20 protein-coding genes and 1 pseudogene are annotated in these 20,451 nt (G+C 37.9%); 7 read left to right on the forward strand and 14 right to left on the reverse strand.

The genetic code is table 11. The annotated features are described in order from the left end of the window. Positions 1-5: 5 nt before the first annotated feature. From A9501_RS04025 to A9501_RS04070, 10 genes and pseudogenes are all read right to left on the reverse strand, one after another. On the reverse strand, positions 6-1,346 hold the full coding sequence (locus A9501_RS04025) for a replication-associated recombination protein A (protein WP_065264986.1): 1,341 nt from the start codon (positions 1,344-1,346) through the stop codon (positions 6-8). A gap of 60 nt (positions 1,347-1,406) precedes the next feature. After that, positions 1,407-2,024 carry an outer membrane lipoprotein chaperone LolA gene (gene lolA, locus A9501_RS04030; RefSeq protein ID WP_065264987.1) on the reverse strand — a complete coding sequence of 206 codons (618 nt, stop codon included), beginning with the start codon at positions 2,022-2,024 and terminating at the stop codon, positions 1,407-1,409. 17 nt (positions 2,025-2,041) lie between these two features. Continuing rightward, on the reverse strand, positions 2,042-4,849 hold the full coding sequence (locus A9501_RS04035) for a DNA translocase FtsK (RefSeq protein ID WP_065264988.1): 2,808 nt from the start codon (positions 4,847-4,849) through the stop codon (positions 2,042-2,044). A 1-nt stretch (position 4,850) separates the two neighbouring features. After that, positions 4,851-5,330 (reverse strand): leucine-responsive transcriptional regulator Lrp, encoded by a 480-nt coding sequence (gene lrp, locus A9501_RS04040; protein ID WP_065264989.1) that lies wholly within the window; start codon positions 5,328-5,330, stop codon positions 4,851-4,853. 121 nt (positions 5,331-5,451) lie between these two features. Continuing rightward, positions 5,452-6,828, reverse strand: a complete 1,377-nt coding sequence (gene radA, locus A9501_RS04045) for a DNA repair protein RadA (protein WP_065264990.1) — start codon at positions 6,826-6,828, stop codon at positions 5,452-5,454. Between the two features lie 125 nt (positions 6,829-6,953). Next, entirely contained in the window at positions 6,954-7,991 is a 1,038-nt protein-coding gene (locus A9501_RS04050; protein ID WP_065264991.1) for a CYTH domain-containing protein, read from the reverse strand. 399 nt (positions 7,992-8,390) lie between these two features. Next, on the reverse strand, positions 8,391-9,107 hold the full coding sequence (locus tag A9501_RS04055) for an HvfC family RiPP maturation protein (protein ID WP_065264992.1): 717 nt from the start codon (positions 9,105-9,107) through the stop codon (positions 8,391-8,393). After that, positions 9,097-10,015 (reverse strand): annotated as a pseudogene (locus tag A9501_RS04060) (HvfB family MNIO-type RiPP peptide maturase). The gene A9501_RS04055 and the pseudogene A9501_RS04060 overlap by 11 nt, the downstream one beginning before the upstream one ends. Before the next feature lie 77 nt (positions 10,016-10,092). After that, positions 10,093-10,380, reverse strand: a complete 288-nt coding sequence (gene hvfA / locus A9501_RS04065) for an oxazolone/thioamide-modified RiPP metallophore HvfA (RefSeq protein ID WP_009501043.1) — start codon at positions 10,378-10,380, stop codon at positions 10,093-10,095. Between the two features lie 34 nt (positions 10,381-10,414). Then, the gene (locus A9501_RS04070) at positions 10,415-10,855 is read right to left on the reverse strand and encodes an HvfX family Cu-binding RiPP maturation protein (protein WP_080950713.1); all 441 of its coding nucleotides are present in this window, start codon (positions 10,853-10,855) and stop codon (positions 10,415-10,417) included. A 218-nt stretch (positions 10,856-11,073) separates the two neighbouring features. On the opposite strand from A9501_RS04070, the gene A9501_RS04075 reads away from it, so the two are divergent. The 7 genes from A9501_RS04075 (at position 11,074) to A9501_RS04105 (ending at position 17,571) form a co-directional block, all read left to right on the forward strand. Beyond that, on the forward strand, positions 11,074-11,754 hold the full coding sequence (locus A9501_RS04075; RefSeq protein ID WP_005638079.1) for a TIGR00153 family protein: 681 nt from the start codon (positions 11,074-11,076) through the stop codon (positions 11,752-11,754). A 24-nt stretch (positions 11,755-11,778) separates the two neighbouring features. Beyond that, positions 11,779-13,041, forward strand: a complete 1,263-nt coding sequence (locus tag A9501_RS04080; protein WP_065264993.1) for an inorganic phosphate transporter — start codon at positions 11,779-11,781, stop codon at positions 13,039-13,041. Positions 13,042-13,109: 68 nt separating this feature from the next. Then, positions 13,110-13,721, forward strand: coding sequence for a TIGR04211 family SH3 domain-containing protein (locus A9501_RS04085; RefSeq protein WP_065249654.1), 612 nt, complete (start codon positions 13,110-13,112; stop codon positions 13,719-13,721). Between the two features lie 6 nt (positions 13,722-13,727). After that, positions 13,728-14,984 (forward strand): multifunctional CCA addition/repair protein, encoded by a 1,257-nt coding sequence (locus A9501_RS04090; RefSeq protein WP_065264994.1) that lies wholly within the window; start codon positions 13,728-13,730, stop codon positions 14,982-14,984. Between the two features lie 64 nt (positions 14,985-15,048). Then, the gene (gene lolB / locus A9501_RS04095; RefSeq protein ID WP_065264995.1) at positions 15,049-15,669 is read left to right on the forward strand and encodes a lipoprotein insertase outer membrane protein LolB; all 621 of its coding nucleotides are present in this window, start codon (positions 15,049-15,051) and stop codon (positions 15,667-15,669) included. A gap of 11 nt (positions 15,670-15,680) precedes the next feature. After that, positions 15,681-16,622 (forward strand): 4-(cytidine 5'-diphospho)-2-C-methyl-D-erythritol kinase, encoded by a 942-nt coding sequence (gene ispE / locus A9501_RS04100; protein WP_065265173.1) that lies wholly within the window; start codon positions 15,681-15,683, stop codon positions 16,620-16,622. Position 16,623: 1 nt separating this feature from the next. Continuing rightward, positions 16,624-17,571, forward strand: a complete 948-nt coding sequence (locus A9501_RS04105; protein ID WP_065264996.1) for a ribose-phosphate pyrophosphokinase — start codon at positions 16,624-16,626, stop codon at positions 17,569-17,571. 83 nt (positions 17,572-17,654) lie between these two features. Here the strand turns inward: A9501_RS04105 and hycI are convergent, their stop codons facing one another. The 4 genes from hycI to A9501_RS04125 all read right to left on the reverse strand — a co-directional run bounded on the left by hycI (position 17,655) and on the right by A9501_RS04125 (position 20,448). Further along, positions 17,655-18,113 (reverse strand): hydrogenase maturation peptidase HycI, encoded by a 459-nt coding sequence (gene hycI, locus A9501_RS04110; RefSeq protein ID WP_065264997.1) that lies wholly within the window; start codon positions 18,111-18,113, stop codon positions 17,655-17,657. Continuing rightward, positions 18,106-18,513, reverse strand: a complete 408-nt coding sequence (locus A9501_RS04115; protein WP_005631954.1) for a formate hydrogenlyase maturation HycH family protein — start codon at positions 18,511-18,513, stop codon at positions 18,106-18,108. Before A9501_RS04115 ends, hycI begins: the two co-directional genes overlap by 8 nt. A gap of 586 nt (positions 18,514-19,099) precedes the next feature. After that, on the reverse strand, positions 19,100-19,876 hold the full coding sequence (locus tag A9501_RS04120; protein ID WP_065246297.1) for an NADH-quinone oxidoreductase subunit B family protein: 777 nt from the start codon (positions 19,874-19,876) through the stop codon (positions 19,100-19,102). Beyond that, a complete protein-coding gene (locus A9501_RS04125) occupies positions 19,873-20,448 on the reverse strand; it encodes a formate hydrogenlyase complex iron-sulfur subunit (RefSeq protein ID WP_005626087.1) in 576 nt (191 codons plus the stop codon). The genes A9501_RS04120 and A9501_RS04125 overlap by 4 nt, the downstream gene beginning before the upstream one ends. Positions 20,449-20,451: the final 3 nt, after the last annotated feature.

Here is a 20,451-nt window from a genome sequence, read left to right on the forward strand (position 1 = left end):
AAAGATTATTTATACCGTTTTTTCACCGCACTTTTATCTTGCTCACGTAATCGTTCTAGTTTTTCCTTAATCTGAATTTCCATACCTCTATTCGTCGGAAAATAATATTGAGTATCTTTTAATTCAGGTGGGAAATAATTTTCACCTGCTGCATAAGCATTAGGTTCATCGTGGGCATAACGATATTCAGCACCATAGCCAAGCTCTTTCATTAAATTAGTTGGTGCATTGCGTAAATGTGGTGGAACATCATAATCGGGTAAATCTTTCGCTTGCTGTTTTGCTGTATTAAATGCGGTATAAACGGCATTACTTTTGGGGGCTACCGCAAGATAGATAATGGCTTGGGCAATGGCTCGCTCCCCTTCATAAGCCCCCACGCGAGTAAAGCAATCCCATGCTGCCAATGCGACTTGCATAGCGCGAGGATCTGCATTTCCCACATCTTCTGAAGCAATGGCAAGTAATCGGCGCGCGACATATAAAGGGTCTCCACCAGCTGTTAAAATTCGCGCATACCAATACAATGCAGCATCTGGTGCAGAACCGCGAACAGATTTATGTAGCGCAGAAATTAAATCATAGAAACGATCGCCTTGTTTATCAAATCTCGCTTGACGTTCACCTAAGACTTCTTTTAATAAAGTGCAGTCAATTTTCTTTCTATTTTCGGTTTCATCTGCCATATCCACCATTAATTCGAGGCAATTCAAAGCTAATCGCGCATCCCCATTAACATATTCGGCAAGTACTTGCAGTAAATTCTCTTCTAAAATTAACCGCTCTTTACCCAATCCACGTTCAGGATCTTCTACAGCTTGCTGCAAAACTTTTTCAATTTCAGCCGTTGTGAGTGATTTCAGTACATACACTCGGGCGCGGGAAAGCAACGCATTATTTAGCTCAAAAGATGGATTTTCTGTTGTCGCCCCAATGAAAATAACGGTTCCATCTTCAATGTGCGGTAAAAATGCATCTTGCTGGCTTTTATTAAAACGATGGACTTCATCCACAAATAAGATAGTTTTACGATCTGCAAGACGATTTTGTTTTGCACGATCAATCGCTTCACGAATCTCTTTGATACCACTAGTTACCGCAGAAATTCGCTCAACTTCTGCATTAATACGCTGCGCAATAATTTCTGCGAGCGTTGTTTTTCCTGTACCTGGTGGCCCCCAAAAAATCATGGAATGAATATGCCCAGCTTGAATCGCTTTACGCAGTGGCTTACCCTCACCAATAAGATGAGTTTGCCCAAAATACTGCTCTAGACTCGTTGGACGCATCTTAGCTGCCAGTGGACGAAAATCATTTTCGGAAAAATCAAAATTGAGGTTAGACATTTTTATTTCTCACAAAATTGAAGGGCGTATTTCTACGCCCTTATTTAAAATAATCATTTGTTATTTTTTACGTTGGTCATCCACTTCAACGCCTTTTTCTGGCTTGAATTGGAACAAGCTATCAGACAAGGTTTGATTCGTAATGTTACGTAAAACATAAAGATTGGTTTGCCCATCTTTCTCGGTCGTACTGAAATTTCTTAATACGCCATTAGCATCGACGCGAATATCAAATTGTTTGATATTACTTTTTGAAGATTTAGGTTTCAATACAAAGGTATCCACTTGTTGCATAACCGAATATTGTTCCCAATGGCTTTTATCGTTACTTGTGAGCAATACGAATGGTGTGTTATTCACCGCATCTTTCACCCATTGCGCGGTAACTTGTTGCACAAATGGATCATAGAACCACAAAGTTTTACCATCAGAAATAATCCTGGTTTCTTGAGGGGTTTTAATATCCATACGGAATAAATTTGGGCGTTTAATTTGAAGTTTTCCACTTCCTTGTTGAACATTTTTGCCACTTCCAGATGTCACTGTTTGCACAAATTCAGCGCTTAACACATCGACTTTAGCTAAACGCATTTGCAATTCACTTGCCGCATCAGCCAATGCCAAATTACTCAAACCAAGTAAGGCAAGTGCGGCAAATTTTAACGTTGTTTTTTTCATTTTACTTTCCTTTTAAATTAGTAGTCCGGACGACGCGATAAAATCTCACGCTTACCATTTTGCATTGGGCTAACAATCCCTTGTTCTTCCATTTGATCCATAATACGAGCAGCTCGGTTAAAACCTACGCTGAATTTACGTTGAATAGAAGATACTGAAGTTGTACCGGTATTAATAACAAAATCCATTACTTCATCAAAGAGTGGATCTAATTCCCCACCACTTGATATCCCTTTTTCTGTACCTTCCTCATCGTCAGCACTTTCTAAAATACCATCAATATAATCAGGTTTACCACGTGCGCGCCAATCATCCGCAATACGAATAACTTCATCATCACTCATAAAGGCACCATGAACACGCACCAAATCCGATGAGCCTTGCCCCGAATAAAGCATATCACCACGACCTAAAAGCGCCTCCGCCCCACCTTGATCAAGAATAGTACGTGAGTCAATTTTACTTGCAACCGTAAAGGCAATACGACTTGGGATATTCGCTTTAATTAAACCAGTAATCACATCTACAGAAGGACGTTGCGTCGCTAAAATTAAATGGATACCGATAGCTCTCGCTTTTTGTGCCAATCGCGCAATAAGTTCTTCAATTTGCTTACCCGCTACCATCATTAAATCAGCAAACTCATCGACAATAACCACAATATAACTCAATTTTTTCAATGCCGGTGGCATTGCGTCCATTGTATCGCCCGGTCGCCAAATTGGATTTGGAATCGGCATTCCCATTGCTTCGTATTCATCAATTTTTTCGTTAAAGCCTTCAATATTGCGTACACGTAGAGCTGAAAGAAGCTGATAACGGCGTTCCATTTCATCTACACACCAACGCAACGCATTAGCGGCTTTTTTCATATCTGTTACAACAGGCGTTAGCAAGTGCGGAATATCATTATAAACTGAAAGTTCAACGACTTTAGGATCGATCATGATGAATTTCACATCTTCTGGTTGAACACGATAAAGTAAACTTAAGATCATCGTATTCACGCCAACAGACTTACCTGATCCTGTTGAACCTGCTACCAACAAATGTGGCATTTTCGCTAAATCAACAATCACTGCCTTTCCGCTAATATCTTTACCTAAAGCCATTGGCAAAGTGGCATGAGTATCACGGAATTCGCTGCTATCTAACACGTCACGTAATGGCACCATTTGACGATGAAGATTAGGTGTTTCAATACCAATATAAGGCTTGCCAGGAATAGCCTCTGCCACACGAATCGAACGGAACATTAATGCACGCGCCAAATCGGTATCAATACTCGTTACTTTTGACGCTTTCACCCCAGGTTGTAATTCTAATTCATAACGCGTAACAACAGGGCCAACAAGCACATCTTTTACAGTCGCTTTCACATTAAAATTACGTAATTGTTGCTCTATACGTTGAGATGTTTCCAAAACTTCTTCCTGCGTAATATTTTGTTCTACCGCCGGATGCTTCGATAATAATTCTAAACTTGGCAATGGCGTGCTAGGCTTTTCACGTTTAGTTGTTTGCTGTTGGAATGCTGGATGAATTAGTGAACCACTATAACCTTGATAATGAGGTGTATTCTCTGTAGTTTTAACTTGTTCTTCAGTCACTTCATTCTGTAAAGAAACCATCATTTCTGAATTATTATCTGCTAAACGAACTTGTTCATCAGCTTGAGCAAAACGTGCTGCTTCACGAGCTGCAAATTCTTTAGCAAGATGTGAAAAATTATTTTCTTCATCATTCTGATGCGCTAAACCTTCACGCAAGGAAACCGTTGGGATTTCATCATCTTGTAGTAAAGAAACTTCTGAAAAATTATCCGCACTTATTTCATTTTCTGATTTATTCAACTGTCCCTTTTCTTTTTTATTATTAATCCACACTGGGACAAAATCATTTTCATTCGGCATTTGATGATTTAATTCATTTGAAATATGAACACTAGGCAATTTTTCCATACCTAAATCAGAAATAAATTGTTCATCAATATTTTGTGAATTAAGTTCGTTATAATCTGTTTGAATAGCGATATTTTGTGTTAATCCACTAATATTTATCATTTGCTCATTAGATAACTTTTCGTTTTCTCCAAGCTCACTATCATTCTTATCTTCCACAAATTTTGGATTATGTTCATTTTGTTCCGCAACTTCTGGCAATATCATATTTTGAATAAAATCTGGTTTCTGAATCAAAATTTGCTCTAATTCCTCTCCAGATTCATCTTGTTTAACATCTTCAGTTTGTTCATTTTTCATAGTAAGCCAATGATAAAACGTCACAAGCAATCGAATAAATGAGGCACCAGAACAAAAAATGAATCCAATGACAGCAAAGACCAGCCCAATTAATATTGCACCTAATTTACCGAGTACAGGATAAATCCAATTCACTACAAGTGAACCACCAAGCACACCGCCACTCAAATAAAAAGAATTACTTGATAAAAGCAACATACTCATCACACAAAGACCGATGATTAAAGTAAAAAAACCAAAACTACGTAAAATAATTCTCGTACATGAAAGCTGTTTAACCGCTTTAGTTTTTAATAGATAAACTGGTACTAAAAACGTAGCAAAAGGAAAAATATGTGCAACATATCCGAAAAAGACAAAAAGGAGATCGATTACCCAAGCGCCGAATGCTCCAGCCTTGTTAATTGTTCCATCATGAGATGCAGCCGTTGCCCAAGAATTATCTAAAGGTGTATAACTAGACCAAGCAATAATTAAATAAAGTCCAAAAAGTGCGGCTAATGCTAATAATAATTCAGCTAAATACTGTCTTGGTGTAAACCGTTCTGTTATTTGTTTAATCATATTATTTCAATACAAGGAAATTGGTTTGTTTTACTTCTTCCATCACAACATAAGTTCGAGTGTCATTTACACCAGGTAAACGCAATAATGTTGTACCTAGCAATTTTCGGTATTCAGCCATGTCTGCAACACGAGTTTTTAGAAGATAATCAAAATCACCCGATACTAAGTGGCATTCTTGAATTTCATCTAACTCTTGAATTGCCGCATTAAATTCTTCAAATACATCTGGCTTACCACGTACTAAAGTGATTTCAACAATGACGAGTAACGGCGCATCTAATAATTCTGGATTGAGTAGGGCTCGGTATCCCATAATGACACCTTGTTTTTCTAAACGTTTCACACGTTCTAAACAAGGTGTGGGTGAAAGCCCTACTTTTTTCGACAAATCAATATTAGAAATTTTACCGTTGCGTTGTAATTCATTAAGAATTTTTATATCAATCGCATCCAGCGCTTTATTCAGTTTTTTTTCCATTTTCTTATTTTTCTTTGAATAAAAGTATGTTTATTTTAACAAATTTTGCTAACGTTTTCAGTACAACGGAATTAGATAATTCATTTCCATTGAGGCGATTAATTGTCTCTAATGGAATTATTTAGAAATTATCCAACAGGGCTAACGCATCGGAAAGTTTCTTCACAGTAAAAACTTGCATATTTTCGACCGCACTTTTCGGCTTGTTACCAAAAGGAACAATCGCACGTTTAAAGCCATGCTTTGCCGCTTCACTAATACGCTCTTGCCCACTTGGCACAGGGCGAATTTCTCCCGCTAATCCAACTTCACCAAAAATCACTAAATCTTGTGGCAAGGGGCGATTACGGAAACTTGAAATTAACGCCAACAACAAAGCCAAATCCGCACTTGTCTCACTGACTTTTACACCACCAACGACATTTACAAAGACATCTTGATCAGCCATTTGTAAGCCACCATGCCGATGTAACACCGCCAATAATAGTGCTAAGCGATTTTGCTCTAATCCCACTGCAACACGGCGTGGATTCGCTAGCATTGAATGATCCACTAAGGCTTGAATTTCAACTAAAAGAGGACGCGTGCCCTCCCAAAGTACCATAACGGAACTGCCTGATGTAATCTCATCACCTCGACTTAAAAAGATCGCAGATGGATTTTTTACTTCTCGCAAACCTTGCTCGGTCATACCAAATACGCCTAATTCATTCACCGCACCAAAACGGTTTTTATGGCTACGCAAAGTACGATAGCGAGAATCGGCTTCGCCTTCTAATAGTAATGAACAGTCAATAGCGTGCTCTAACACTTTCGGCCCTGCAAGGGTTCCGTCTTTCGTTACATGCCCCACCATAATAATGGCGACTTGTCGGGTTTTCGCATAACGAGTGAGGAAAGATGCACATTCACGCACTTGCGCTACACTTCCTGGCGATGATTGAATATCTGCCAAATGCATTACTTGGATCGAGTCCACCACTATAATTTGCGGTTTTAACTGATCCGCCAAATTACAAATCTGTTCCACAGAGGTTTCTGACAACATTTTTAATTGATCGTTTGGCAATCCCAATCGACTAGCACGCATCGCAACCTGTTGTAACGATTCCTCTCCCGTCACATAAAGTGCGGTCATATTTTTCGCTAAACCACACATGACTTGTAATAACAAGGTACTTTTCCCTGCACCAGGATGCCCGCCAATTAAAATCGCACTACCCGGCACGATCCCGCCACCCAGTACGCGATCTAATTCATTAAAGCCACTGGAAAAACGTGGTGTTTCTTGCAAACTAATTTCAGAGAGCGTTTGAATTTTTGCCTGAGTTTCACCCGCGTAGCCACTAAAACGATCATTTTTTGATTTTGCCGTGGAAATTAACCGCACTTCCGTGATTGTATTCCACGCTTTACAAGCAGAGCATTGTCCTTGCCAACGAGAAAACTCCGCACCACAATCGTTACATACATAAGCTGTTTTCGGGGCTTTAGCCATTTTTCATCCTTCTCATTCTTTAACCAAGTATTCATATACCTACGGCTAAATATCATTATATTATTCAGGGCAAGCTGACATAATGTCTAGAAGTATAGCTTACCCATTTGCACGGTTGATTCGCATTATGCCGAGAATCTCATTAATCTGATCATTCGCTCAAAATAAACTCGACTTTTCAAAAGTGCGGTCAATTTTTCAATAGTTTTTTCATTGTCTTTCGTTTCACTATGAAAACGAATCAAATCACGAATTTCAGCAAAAATTTTCTGATTGCTTTCTAACAAAGCTGGTAAGAGCGTTTCTTTTTGTTTTTCTGTTGCCACCGCTTCTAGGATTTTTCCATTTTCATCATAATAATGATAAAGATTAAAAAATGCCCCAACTCGCTCCACTGTTTTCATAAAATCTTGGCTAAAAAGTGCAGGAGAAAATGATAAGGTTTCTTCCAAAAGTTTCTGTTCCATTTTAAGCACCGCATTAAATTTTGCACCAAAATCTACCGCACTTTCTTCTCGTTCTTCTTTTAAGAAATCACGCCATTTATTTAACCAATCTGTTAAAAATTGTTTCGATCCCAGCAAATAACCACGCTTTGCTTTACTTGCGCTACTAAAATAAATATCTCTTTCGAAAGGCAAAGTTTCCACAAAATCAAAAAGATCCTGCACATTGCCAGATTTCAATTCAAACTCAATTTCACAAATAGGTTGCTCAGATTCACCTGCAATAATTTTGCCTTGATCGAACGCCACTTCAATTTTGGATTGTTGAAATTCAACTAACCAAAAAGTGCGGTTAAAATCTGTAGAGAAAATAGGTTGTAGTGTAGAACGAGGTAATTGTTCAAAAGGATAAAGTTCTCTTAATTGGGCATTGGTTGGCGTTTCTTTTTCGGTTAATGGTAAATTATATTCTGGGCGACTATGCAATCCACCAACAACTTCGCCGTTAGTTTTAAGCGTTAATGTAACTTCTTGATCTTCTTGACGAATACGTAATCCCATCTTTTGTTTAGCAAGAAAATGATCCGGATAATCATAATAAGTATTACCCAAAAATAAATCTTGATGATCTAAAATCGTAAATTTTGCAAGATATTGTGGCAATTCAATACTGATTTGTGGCGAGATCGCCAATTTTAATTCAATTTCTTGTAGCATAATATTCCTTACTCAAATTAACTGTTTGAATATACAATACAATAAAAATAAATCAAGATTTTTATGGTGTTTTACTTTACATATTAAACAGCTATAAATGAATTTTTATTTATTGTGCAGTATTTTTCTATAATTAAAATATAGGAAATTATAAATTAAAGGTTATTCAAAAATTATGTGACAAATTTTCATTATATGAAATTGAATAAATTGGAAATCAAATATTTAGATTTATAACTGAAAGGTTTCATTTAAGCGGAGAATATGATTCGAATTGTTCTCAAATCTATATTAAAAAGATTTAGATAATATATGGAAAATACTAACCAAGAAAAAATCAGGTGAAAAAGTCATCTTTTTCACCTATCTAACATTTTGTGATGTTTTTCTATACAAAATTTATCCCTCTTTAGGATAAAGCACTTCAGCATTAATCCAATTCACCCAGGTGTTTTCCAATAATGGAATTAAGGGGGTGCTATCTTCAACAACTGTATTTAAGGCAGATAATACCTCTTCTAAAGACGAAGGTTGTTCTTGTATATAACTTAATAGCCAAAAGTCAAGTTCAGATAAGCGTTGTTGTAGAATATTAAAATCGCTATTCCGCCATATAACAGCTTGCATAGGGTTTTCATCAAATTGTTTAAAATCGCTTGATAAAAAATCGACTTCATAGCTTTTTAAATAAGCTGCATCAGATAACTGCATTACGCTATACTTATTCCACTCAAATTTTTCAGGTACTTTTGCTAAAGAAACTTCTGCAAGTAATTGTGTATTTTCAAAATCCATCAATGCCAGTATATTGGCATCAAAACTCTCTTTTTCTTGACAAAATAAGAGAAATTCTCCAGCAATATCTTGAAAATAAGGAGAATGTGATTTTCCTGTTAATACAAACGCTTCTTTTGTCTGAGACCAACTCTCAGCAGAAACGTGTTTAGGCGCTTCAACAAAACAACGGTCAATAAAACCAAAGATGTTATTTCGAACTAAACGAGCATAAACAGCAAGGCGATTCGGAGCATAACCATTTAGAGGTTGAGCATTAGCCAATCGAACTGCTGTGGCAAGTGCTTTTTGTGTTTCAATAAGCGAAGGTTTAGGCTGCATAGGATATTACCTCTTTTTGAGCATATTTTTGCTGTAGTTGTGCAATATGTTCAACTTCAGCATAAAGTTCTGCAAATGGAGGGAAATTGAAATCACGCTCTAATAATGTTGGCGGAATGACAGGTAGTCGTTGATAGGCATATTCTAATAAATCCCACACAGTACCTTTTACTGCCTCACCGTGTGTATCAATTAATAACTCTGGTAAATAGCGATATGCCCCTTTTATTTTATTAAATGATTCTCCTTTTAAATCCTCTACAACTTGTGCGGCAGAATGTTCTTCGTCGTGTCCTGCTATATGAATGTAATTGACACGTTTCATATCTACTTGATCTAAAAAAACATAAGGATCAAGTAAACCGTGATTGACGCCATTTACATAAATATTATTCACATCTAAATGAATACCACAATCCGCTTCTTGTGCAATAGCATTTAAAAATTCTACTTCATTCATTGTGCTGGTGGGAGAGTGTAAATAATAGGAGGTGTTTTCTAATGAAATTTGTAATCCTAAAAAATCTTGCACATAGCGGATTCTCTGTGCTACGTGTTTTACAGCTTCTTCTGTAAATGGCATAGGTAATAAATCATATAAATGCCCTTCACATTCACAATAACTCAAATGTTCAGAAAAAATGTCGAATTATATTGAGTCATTAATGCTTTAGTATTTTTTAATAACTCGCGATCAAGTGGTGCTTGCCCGCCTAGTGAAAGTGATAGTCCGTGTACTGCAAGTGGATATCTTTCAGCGGCTTGATCAAATTTATAACGAGCAGCCCCCCCATTTTTACCCAATTTTCTGGAGCAACTTCCATAAACTGAATCGCATTATTTGATGATAAATTCAAAAAATCATCTGCTAAATCTCGGCGATACCCTAATCCTGCACCTTGTAACATAATTATTTACTCCTTTTAATACAACACTGGTGTAAATTTACACCAGTGTTATGTATGGCATCTAGATTTAAATACGATTATTTAGAACCGCATTTACCTTCACCACATTTACCTTCTGCAGCTTTTGGTTTGCTCGCACCGCATTTACCTTCACCACATTTACCTTCTGCGGCTTTTGTTTCGTTTGCACCACATTTGCCTTCTCCGCATTTACCTTCTGCAGCTTTTGTTTTCACACATTTATCACCTACACAAGGTGTTGCAACTTTATCCGTACTGCTTGATTTTGATTCAGCGTGCGTAGCAGTAGCTACTGTCATCGTTAATGCTCCAGCTAATGCGGCTAAAGTGGATAATTTTTTCATTTAAGTCTCCTAAAGTTTGATCTTGAATATATAGTTAGAGGAATTTCAACCAGCTTTTAGTTGGATAAACCTTCTTAATAAGCGTGTCTAAAGAGAGTTTCCCAGCTCCCTGCGTAATTAAGATTAATAAAGTTACCACATAAATTAATGGTAATTTATAACCATTATCACAAACGTTATAACCTGAATCAGCATGAATACTATACCATGCAACAGAGATTAAAATCGTTAAACCTAATGCACTAAAACGAGTTAGTACTCCGAATATTAGCAAGAAAGGGAGAATTAATTCCGCCCCCATTGCAACGTGCCAATTAATATCAGCAGGAATAAGATTAAACGGAAAAGGAAAACGATCTTGTATTTCAGTAAACCAATTTTGACCATTCCATTTTTCTAACCCGGCCTCTAAAAATTCCCACGCAAGAAAAATGCGTAAAATCAATAAACTCACGCCGCTGCTGATACCTTGCATCTTACAATCCTTCATTTTTTACCTTTCAAATTTTCTCGCTTTTAAAGCGAAAAGTGTATTGAGTTACTTATCCTACCACACTGGGAAATATTACCCAGTTATTTAGTTAGTCGAAGACAAACCTTTTTTCTTACAAATTTTTTTGAAAAATTTTAAATATCAACAAAAATCGGGTAATATGCGCACGAATTTTTAACCCCTTATGGAGTAAATCACTTATGGCAATGAATAATATTCTCGGATTATTTGCCCATTCGCCTTTAAAACCATTGCAAAAGCATTCGGAAAAAGTCACTGAATGTAGCGATCTTTTAATTCCTTTTTTTGAAACCACCTTCTCAAAGGATTGGGAAAAAGCGGAAGAAAAACGCTTAGAAATCTCTCAGCGTGAACGTGAAGCAGATAGCTTGAAACGTGAGATTCGTTTGAAATTGCCACGTGGTTTATTCTTACCTATCGATCGTACTGATCTCTTAGAATTAGTCACGCAACAAGATAAATTAGCAAATTTTGCTAAAGATATTGCAGGCCGTATGATTGGTCGTCAATTTGGTATTCCTGAAGAAATGCAGGAAGAATTCTTACATTACGTAAAACGTAGTTTAGATGCGATTCACCAAGCACATCGAGTAATCGAAGAAATGGATCAACTTTTAGAAACCGGTTTTAAAGGCCGTGAACTAAAATTGGTTAACGATATGATTCAAGAACTCGATGCCATTGAAGACGATACCGACCAAATGCAGATCAAATTGCGTAAAATGCTTTACACCATCGAAAGCCGTTATAACCCAATTGATGTGATGTTCTTATATAAAATTATTGAATGGGTTGGCGTGCTAGCTGACCAAGCACAACGTGTTGGCTCACGCATCGAATTAATGCTGGCGCGTTCATAATCAACAAAACATAGGAAATTAACTATGGAAGTTATTAGTCAATATGGTTCATGGCTGGTGTGGATTACAGCAGCCTTCGGCTTTTTTATGGCTTTCGGTATCGGAGCCAATGATGTTTCAAACTCAATGGGTACATCCGTAGGATCTGGTACTGTAACAGCCAAACAAGCAATTATTATCGCGTTAATTTTTGAATCCGCTGGCGCATATCTAGCTGGTGGTGAAGTAACAGAAACGATTAAAAGTGGCGTAATCGATCCAATGCAATTTGTTGATACGCCCGATATTTTAGCACTGGGTATGCTTTCTGCTTTATTTGCCTCTGGTGCTTGGTTATTTATCGCAACGAAAATGGGGTGGCCGGTTTCTGGTACTCACACTATCATCGGTGCAATTATTGGATTTGCGTGCATTACGATTGGCCCTGGCGCAGTAGATTGGTCAAATATTGGGAGCATTGTTGGTAGCTGGTTCATCACGCCTGTTATTGCAGGTATTCTCGCCTATGCAATCTTTGCAAGTACGCAAAAACTTATTTTTGATACCGAACATCCTCTAAAAAATGCACAAAAATATGGTCCTTATTACATGGGGATAACCGTATTTGTGTTGTGTATCGTAACCATGACAAAAGGTTTAAAACATGTTGGTTTAAATCTTTCCAATAAAGAAACTTTGGTCATTTCACTTGTCATTAGCCTTGTAGGTATGCTGTTTTTCCACTTCTATTTTAAAAGCAAAACATTCACTCAATCTGCAAGCAAAGGGACTTTTGGTGCGGTAGAAAAAGTCTTCAGCATTTTAATGTTATTAACAGCCTGTGCGATGGCTTTCGCTCACGGATCGAATGATGTAGCCAATGCAATTGGCCCACTTTCAGCGGTTGTGTCTATCGTTGAACAAGGCGGTAAAATTGTTTCAGGTGGAACCTTAACTTGGTGGATTTTACCATTAGGTGCATTAGGTATTGCTGTTGGCTTAATTACTATGGGACAAAAAGTGATGGCGACTGTTGGATCTGGGATCACCGATTTAACTCCAAGCCGTGGCTTTGCCGCTCAATTTGCCACTGCGATGACGGTTGTAGTTGCATCTGGTACAGGCTTGCCGATCTCAACAACACAAACACTTGTTGGAGCAATTTTAGGTATCGGTTTTGCTCGCGGTATCGCAGCACTCAATTTAACAGTTATCCGAAATATCATTAGTTCTTGGATAATCACGTTACCAGCCGGCGCATTCTTCGCAATTATTATCTTCTATTTACTGCGTACGGTATTTCATTAATTTATTGCAATAAAAAGTGCGGTTTATTCAGCCGCACTTTTATTGTTTTTATTTTTTAAGGAGAAAGCATGAAAAAAATCTACAATACGCTTCTGTCTTGTGCCTTACTTGGTACAGGTATTGCAACTGCTCATGCAGAAACGCAATATGTTACTGAAAATCTCAGTACGTTCTTACGCCGCGGTGCCGGTGAACAATTTAAAATTGCAGGTTCAATTCAAGCGGGCGAAGCAGTAAATGTGTTAGATCGCCAAGGCAAATACACACTCATTCGCGACAATAAAAATCGTGAAGCTTGGATTTTAAATTCAGACTTAAGCAGCACACCAAGTAGTAAAGAAGAAAATCCAAAATTAAAAGCTCAAGTCCAAGAATTAACCTTAAAACTTAGTCGTTTAGATGGTGATTGGCAACAACGTACCGTCGAAATGCAACGTCGAACCAAACAAGCTGAGCAACAAAGTGCGGATCTTTTAGAACAAAATTCACAATTGAAACGTGAACTTGAAATGACCAAAAATAAAAATCGTGATTTAGAAGCGATGCTTGATGCAGGTAAACGAGAAATTGCGATCCAATGGTTTATTTATGGCGGTTCAGTGTTGGGCGTAGGCTTACTCTTCGGCTTGCTTATTCCTTATGTATTACCAAAACGTCGCCGTCGTGATGGCTGGGCATAATCACGAATGAAAGTTTATTTGGTTGGTGGGGCTGTTCGCGATCAATTATTGGGTTTACCGGTAAAAGATCGTGATTGGATTGTGGTAGGCGCAACTCCCGCTACGCTACTCTCTCTCGGTTATCAACAAGTAGGCAAAGATTTTCCGGTTTTTCTCAATCCTAAAACAAAAGAAGAATATGCGCTTGCCCGAACAGAACGCAAAGCTGGCGCAGGTTACACAGGCTTTATTTGTGATTTCTCCCCAACAATTACATTAGAACAAGATTTAATTCGACGAGATCTCACTATTAACGCCATGGCTCAAAGCGAAGACGGTGAAATTATCGATCCTTATGGCGGGAAACAAGATTTAGAAAATCGAATTTTACGCCATATTTCTCCTGCTTTTTCAGAAGATCCTTTACGAGTATTGCGCGTGGCACGCTTTGCAGCCCGTTATTATTCTCTCGGTTTTAAAATCGCATCAGAAACGCTATCCCTAATGGCTGAACTTGCCCAATCGGGAGAATTACAACATCTCACTGCGGAACGCATTTGGCTAGAAACAGAAAAAGCCTTAAACGAAAAAAATCCTGAAATTTATTTTGAAACCTTACATAAGACAGGTGCATTAAGAGTTTTATTTCCTGAAATCGATGCCCTTTATGGTGTGCCAAATCCAGTAAAACATCATCCAGAAGTGGATAGTTTTATTCATACCATGTTGGTATTAAAACAAGCGGTTAATTTGACTGAAAATAACCCAATCCTAAATAAAAGTGCGGTCCGTTTTGCCGCAATTTGTCATGATCTTGGCAAGGCTCTTACACCTCAAAATATTCTTCCTCATCATTATGGACATGAACAAGCTGGCATAAAACCGACTAGATCATTGTGCAAACGCTTGAAAGTGCCAAGTTATTTTCAAGAACTTACAGAACTGACTTGTGAATTTCATACGCATATTCACAAGGCCTTTGAGCTTCGGGCTGAAACCGTCATAACGCTGTTTAATCGTTTTGATGTGTGGAGAAAACCACAACGCTTTCAAGAATTTCTACAAGTATGTCTAGCTGATACTCGAGGTAGAACCGGTTTTGAAAATAAAGACTATCCACAAATAGATTACATTAATCAATTATTACACTCGGCAAATGAAGTAGATGTACAGCAAGTTATTGCAGATGGATTTGAGAAACAAGAAATCAGAAATGAATTGACGAAACGAAGAATCTTGGCGGTTAAACAAACAAAAGCTAATTACCAAAAAACTAACAAATAAAAGTAACTTTACTCAATTAAACTAAATCCTTAAAATACGCGAGCTTATTAATTTGATGAATAACATGAAAACGTTTAAATTTCTCACCGCACTTTTTGTAACCAGCATACTTACAGCCTGTACAATGGATGCTGACCGTCCAGTTAACGTGCAATATATCGATAAAACCGACGCCACATGGCAACAACATTTACAAAAGATTCAAAAAATTCAATCCTATCAAGCTAAAGGACAAATTGGTTATATCAGTCCTACAGAACGTTTTTCTAGCCGCTTTGAATGGCAATACCAAAATCCAAAATCTTATACGCTTAAACTCTATTCTTTAATCAGTAAATCTACTCTTTGGATTCAAATGCATCAAAGTGGGATGACAATTTCCGATAACAACGGCAATCAACAATCTGCAGCCGATGCTAAATTATTATTACAAGAGATCATTGGAATGGATGTGCCATTAGAACATTTAGCTTATTGGCTGAAAGGCCAACCGGCAATGAATGCGGATTATCAAGTCGGTACTAACCATTTACTTGGCGCATTTACTTATCATGTGGATGGTTCTCAATGGACAGCAGATTATCTCACTTATCATTCAAATAATTCGATGCCTGAAAACATTCTGCTAAAAAATGACAGCACGAAACAAACTCTAAAAATTCGTGTAGATGAGTGGATTTACTAATGAATACATTAATGAAATCACATCAATTTTCTACCGCACTTTCTCAAAATACAACACAATCAAATGGGAAGCCATTGCGCTTCCCTAGCCCAGCCAAACTGAATTTATTTCTTTATATCAACGGAAAATTGCCGAACGGCTATCATGAATTACAAACACTTTTCCAATTTTTAGATTTCGGCGATTGGTTAGAAATTATTGTCCGTGAAGAAGATAATCAAATTATTTTAACGCCAGAAATTCCAAATCTAAGAACGGAAGATAATCTAATTTATCGAGCTGCAAAACTTTTACAAGAAAAAGCCAATATTCAATTGGGTGCAAATATTCATTTAGATAAAATTCTTCCAATGGGAGGCGGTATTGGTGGTGGTTCATCCAATGCAGCAACCGCATTGGTCGCTTTAAATTATTTATGGCAAGCCAATTTATCCATTGATGAACTGGCAAAATTAGGATTAACACTAGGCGCGGATGTCCCAATATTTGTACATGGACACGCTGCTTTTGCTGAAGGTGTCGGAGAAAAAATCACTTATTGTGAACCAACCGAAAAATGGTTTGTTGTATTAAAACCCGATGATTCAATATCGACGGCTGTCATATTTCAAGATCCAAATTTACCACGTAATACACCTAAAAAATCCCTAGAACAACTTTTGAGCGAACCTTATGTAAACGATTGCGAAAAAGTTGTGATAAATCATTATTCAAACGTTGAAAAAGCGCTAAACTGGTTGCTACAATATGCGCCGGCAAGATTAACAGGAACGGGAGCATGTGTTTTTGCTGAATTTGATCATGAAGCAGAAGCACAAGCGGTATTTAGACAAAAACCAGAAGAATTTTTTGGCTTTATCTCTAAAGGACTCAATGTTTCTCCCTTGCTCGCAATGTTGAAGCAGCTATCACCAATTCATACTCATCGACAATCTAAACCTGAGGTTTTATAAAATGCCTGACATTAAACTCTTCGCGGGTAATGCAACACCAGAACTTGCAAAACATATTTCTGAACGTTTATATATTTCACTAGGCGATGCCACTGTTGGCCGTTTCAGTGATGGTGAAATCCAAGTTCAAATCAATGAAAATGTGCGTGGTGCAGATGTATTCATTATACAATCAACTTGTGCGCCAACCAATGATAACCTAATGGAATTGATTGTGATGGTGGATGCATTACGTCGTGCATCTGCAGGTCGTATCACTGCTGTTGTTCCTTACTTTGGTTATGCTCGTCAAGATCGTCGCGTACGATCAGCACGTGTACCTATTACCGCTAAAGTTGTGGCAGATTTACTTTCAACTGTTGGTATTGACCGCGTGTTAACCTGCGACCTACACGCAGAACAAATCCAAGGCTTCTTTGATGTACCAGTAGACAATGTGTTTGGTTCTCCAGTTTTAATTCACGATATTTTGAAAAAATCTGATCTTGAAAATCCAATTGTTGTTTCTCCAGATATTGGTGGTGTTGTTCGCGCTCGTGCAGTAGCCAAATTATTAAACGATACTGATATGGCTATTATTGACAAACGTCGCCCTCGTGCAAACGTAGCACAAGTAATGCATATTATCGGTGATGTAGCAGGTCGCGATTGTATTCTTGTCGATGATATGATCGATACAGGCGGTACGCTTTGCAAAGCAGCTGAAGCATTAAAAGAACGTGGTGCAAAACGAGTATTTGCTTATGCGACTCATGCTGTATTCTCTGGTGCTGCAGCGAAAAATTTAGCTAGTGGCGCTATTGATGAAATTGTTGTAACAGATACAATCCCACTTTCTGATGAAATCAAAGCATTAGGTCGCGTACGAGTACTTACTCTATCAGCAATGCTTGCTGAAGCTATCCGTCGTATTAGTAATGAAGAGTCAATTTCAGCTATGTTTAATTAAATTAAAATGCTAGACAATGATCTTTAAGAATTGTGGGAATTTTAACAATATTTGTGAAATTCCCACTTTTGTTGAGATGTACTTTATAATCTTGCAATTTCGTTTAACGAACCATCCTCTTTTAGAAATCCATAGAAAAACTCCACCGCACTTTTTACAGCTTCACTCATCGGAAAACCAAAAGAAACAAGATCGGGTTGAATACCAATAAAAATAACCTCAGGAATATCTTCCTCTAATTGCTCAATTAAAAAATTAAGTGGCAAATTATGTGTGCTGACGAAGAACATTTCTGCAATGAGTTCTTTGTCGATAATACGAATTTTGCCAACGGGCAGTTCCATTTCTGTTGCATCAAAGATAATTAAACGCTTTGGTTTCATGGCACGGATCTGATGCACAAGATTTTCTGGTGCTGAACCGCCATCAAGTGCGGTCCAATTTGGCAACGGATTTTCACTACAAAGCTGAGCAAGATAAGGACCAGCACCGTCATCGCCCATCATTGTGTTACCAACAGCTAGGATTACATTTTCATTCATCACGACGTTTCACCATAATATACATCACAGGTTCACGCTGGATGGAAGCAAGCGTGTCCATTAAAATATCGACCCATTTTTGATGTTCAGGCGAAAAATTGGCTCTATTTTCATCAAGTGCCTTAGCCAATAAATTCACATGACTTGAATCAATCACTATTTCACCAAATTTCATTAAGCCCGCAAACTTACGCTTTGCATCCCCTTCAGGGAAGGTATCTACAAAACGTTGGTAATCTGCATAATCACAAATTAGCAATTTTTTAAAGCAGTCAATCACACCAACATGGTGACCAATCGCAAGGGAATAATACATTACTTGCTTGGCTTGCTCTGGAACTTGCTCATCGTTTTCAACAAAACGCTCATTGAGTAAATAGAAAAAAACTTGGGTTGTCATGGTACGTCCTATAAAACTTGTAAAGTAATTTCTTCGCTAATCAATACTGCCAAATCTCCCCTTCCCCCTCTTTGCTAAAGAGGGGAATTTCTCTTTAGCAATAAAGTACTTCTCTCTCATTTTAGTTTTCTGATGTTAATGCAGAAAACTAGATTGAGGTTGAGGCTCTTATTCCTCTCTTTGCTAAAGAGAAGATTCTTCTTTAGCAATAAAGTATTTTCTCTCTCATTTTAATTTTCCGTTGTTAATGCAGAAAACTAGATTGAAATTGACCGCTCTTATTCCTCTCTTTACTAAAGAAGGGATTCTTCTTTAGCGATAAAGTATCGTCTCTCTCATTTTAGTTTTCTGTTGTTAGTGCCGAAAACTAGATTGAAATTGACCGCTCTTATTCCTCTCTTTGCTAAAGCAGGGATTCTTCTTTTTTAGCAAGAAAATATCTTTTCTCTCACTTTAATTTTCTGTTGTTAATGCAGAAAACTAAATTGAAATTGACCGCTCTTATTCCCCTCTTTAGCAAAGAGGGGGAAGGGGAGATTTGGCAGAAATCAAAACGGAGCTATTAGTTTATTTAGCAATCGTTAGACTATCCCGAAAACGGCATACTAATTGCATGTAATCGGTTTACGATTTCACTCAAACGAGGATCCGCTTCACGTTCCAAAAATTCGCCAAGACGAACACCAAATGGAACCTGATCTTTTTCAGACATCATACTCATAAATTGATTAGCAATGTCTCCACCTTGTCGATAGCCCGCCAAACGACGCGCTTCACGTTCTAATTCCACACGTAAATCTAATGGAATATTTGGGAAACGTAATTTAGCCTCAGCATTAGGATCGGCAATTTCTTGTTTACCTTTGAGTTTTTGATCAAGTAAACCTAGTGCCATTGCAAAACCATAAATAGTCGCAGCTGGAGTTGGAGGACATCCAGGAATATACACATCAATTGGCACAATTTGATCGCTACCGCCCCACACGCAGTACAAGTCATGGAAAATACCGCCACCACAACCGCACGCTCCATAAGAAATACAGATTTTTGGATCGGGTGCAGCTTGATAAGCACGCATTGCAGGTGTACGCATTGCACGAGTTACCGCGCCAGTAAATAATAAAATATCCGCATGGCGAGGTGATGCAACAACCTTAATCCCGAAACGTTCAGCGTCAAAGGTTGGTGTAATGGTACTAAAAATTTCAATTTCACAACCATTACAACCACCACAGTCAACACGGTAAACATAAGCGGAACGTTGAATCTTTTTCAACAAAGTTTGTTTCATTTTCGCAATGTTTTCATCCACACTAAATGGCGTTGAAATACCATTCACGGGCATTGGGATTTGTGTGTTCATCTTGCAATCTCCCTAACGTGATCAAATAACGCCAATTTCACGCGCATATTGGATTCCATATCGGCGGTTTTTTCCAAACTGTTTTGGCGTTTACAGGTTGGGCAAGTGTTGAGCACCGCTAATTTATGTTTTACCAGTTCATCGTTATCCAACGTTTGTTTGAATAAATCCACGGCATAATTGAGTTCTTTATGAGAAACAAAAGGTTGACCACATTGATGACAAATCGTTGTAGTGAAGGTTGTTTCTTGATAAAGATCCTGTTTATTGCTGACTGATAATTCAAAATCTTGGCTTAAACGAATGGCTTTTGTTGGGCAAACTTCTTCACAACGGCCACAGAAAATGCAGCGGCCTAAAAATAATGACCAAGTACGTTCGCCTGTTTCTGGATCGGTACGCATGGTAAGCGCATTAGCTGGACATGCCATTGTACAGGCTGCACAAACAATACATTGATCAGAGTTCAGTTCTGGTTTACCACGGAAATCAGGATCAACTTCATAGGGTTTAAACGGATATTTAGTGGTAACATCCCCCGCATTTAATACGGTTTTAAGTAATTTAAACATTGT

The sequence above is a fragment of the Haemophilus sp. CCUG 66565 genome (genome assembly GCF_001679495.1).
GTDB lineage: Bacteria > Pseudomonadota > Gammaproteobacteria > Enterobacterales > Pasteurellaceae > Haemophilus > Haemophilus haemolyticus_K.

Excerpts from the sequence above, each read along its gene's own strand:
- A9501_RS04025 (WP_065264986.1), bottom strand. The coding sequence starts at position 1,346 with ATGTCTAACCTCAATTTTGATTTTTCCGAAAATGATTTTCGTCCACTG.
- lolA (WP_065264987.1), bottom strand. The coding sequence starts at position 2,024 with ATGAAAAAAACAACGTTAAAATTTGCCGCACTTGCCTTACTTGGTTTG.
- A9501_RS04035 (WP_065264988.1), bottom strand. The coding sequence starts at position 4,849 with ATGATTAAACAAATAACAGAACGGTTTACACCAAGACAGTATTTAGCT.
- lrp (WP_065264989.1), bottom strand. The coding sequence starts at position 5,330 with ATGGAAAAAAAACTGAATAAAGCGCTGGATGCGATTGATATAAAAATT.
- radA (WP_065264990.1), bottom strand. The coding sequence starts at position 6,828 with ATGGCTAAAGCCCCGAAAACAGCTTATGTATGTAACGATTGTGGTGCG.
- A9501_RS04050 (WP_065264991.1), bottom strand. The coding sequence starts at position 7,991 with ATGCTACAAGAAATTGAATTAAAATTGGCGATCTCGCCACAAATCAGT.
- A9501_RS04055 (WP_065264992.1), bottom strand. The coding sequence starts at position 9,107 with ATGCAGCCTAAACCTTCGCTTATTGAAACACAAAAAGCACTTGCCACA.
- hvfA (WP_009501043.1), bottom strand. The coding sequence starts at position 10,380 with ATGAAAAAATTATCCACTTTAGCCGCATTAGCTGGAGCATTAACGATG.
- A9501_RS04070 (WP_080950713.1), bottom strand. The coding sequence starts at position 10,855 with ATGCAAGGTATCAGCAGCGGCGTGAGTTTATTGATTTTACGCATTTTT.
- A9501_RS04075 (WP_005638079.1), top strand. The coding sequence starts at position 11,074 with ATGGCAATGAATAATATTCTCGGATTATTTGCCCATTCGCCTTTAAAA.
- A9501_RS04080 (WP_065264993.1), top strand. The coding sequence starts at position 11,779 with ATGGAAGTTATTAGTCAATATGGTTCATGGCTGGTGTGGATTACAGCA.
- A9501_RS04085 (WP_065249654.1), top strand. The coding sequence starts at position 13,110 with ATGAAAAAAATCTACAATACGCTTCTGTCTTGTGCCTTACTTGGTACA.
- A9501_RS04090 (WP_065264994.1), top strand. The coding sequence starts at position 13,728 with ATGAAAGTTTATTTGGTTGGTGGGGCTGTTCGCGATCAATTATTGGGT.
- lolB (WP_065264995.1), top strand. The coding sequence starts at position 15,049 with ATGAAAACGTTTAAATTTCTCACCGCACTTTTTGTAACCAGCATACTT.
- ispE (WP_065265173.1), top strand. The coding sequence starts at position 15,681 with ATGAAATCACATCAATTTTCTACCGCACTTTCTCAAAATACAACACAA.
- A9501_RS04105 (WP_065264996.1), top strand. The coding sequence starts at position 16,624 with ATGCCTGACATTAAACTCTTCGCGGGTAATGCAACACCAGAACTTGCA.
- hycI (WP_065264997.1), bottom strand. The coding sequence starts at position 18,113 with ATGAATGAAAATGTAATCCTAGCTGTTGGTAACACAATGATGGGCGAT.
- A9501_RS04115 (WP_005631954.1), bottom strand. The coding sequence starts at position 18,513 with ATGACAACCCAAGTTTTTTTCTATTTACTCAATGAGCGTTTTGTTGAA.
- A9501_RS04120 (WP_065246297.1), bottom strand. The coding sequence starts at position 19,876 with ATGAACACACAAATCCCAATGCCCGTGAATGGTATTTCAACGCCATTT.
- A9501_RS04125 (WP_005626087.1), bottom strand. The coding sequence starts at position 20,448 with ATGTTTAAATTACTTAAAACCGTATTAAATGCGGGGGATGTTACCACT.